Here is a 432-nt window from a genome sequence, read left to right as displayed (position 1 = left end):
ACCCAGCTGTCCATGACGGTGAGGTCGATCAGCTGGTCGTCCTGTTTGACGAAATAGTTGTTGAGGCCGTTTATCGTCAGGAACTGCGGGATAATCAGTTGCTTGTCATTATTGGCGATAAAGAGGCGGTCAAAGCCCGGGCCAATCTGGTCGCGCAGGTTGAGGGGCGGCGGCAGGGCCTCCCGGGCTTTAAGGCGCAGGTTCTGGTAGACCCGCTGATAAACAGAGAGCTGACTCAGCTCTTTCTCGGCATGGATGAGCGGCAGTTGGTAAGGCGCAAAACGGCTGATAGCGGCCTGATCGCCCGCCTCCCGCGCGGCCCGCCAGTCGGTGTGATCCAGCGCATAGTCCAGGTGAGTCAGTAACTGTTGCTGTAACGGGCGCCGGCCGTTAAACGCCCGGCTCCAGCGCGCCTGCAGATAGTGTTCGACC

At 59.7% G+C, this 432-nt stretch carries 1 protein-coding gene; it reads right to left on the bottom strand.

Going from position 1 to position 432, the window contains the following annotated elements:
• A partial coding sequence (locus tag SLS51_RS23365) for an ImcF-related family protein (RefSeq protein WP_323840858.1) occupies positions 1-432 on the bottom strand: 432 nt, incomplete at both ends.

The organism is Photorhabdus africana (genome assembly GCF_035181445.1).
Lineage (GTDB): Bacteria > Pseudomonadota > Gammaproteobacteria > Enterobacterales > Enterobacteriaceae > Photorhabdus > Photorhabdus laumondii.
The sequence above is the reverse complement of the archived record's forward strand: the minus strand, read 5'-3'. Positions and strand labels throughout refer to the sequence as shown.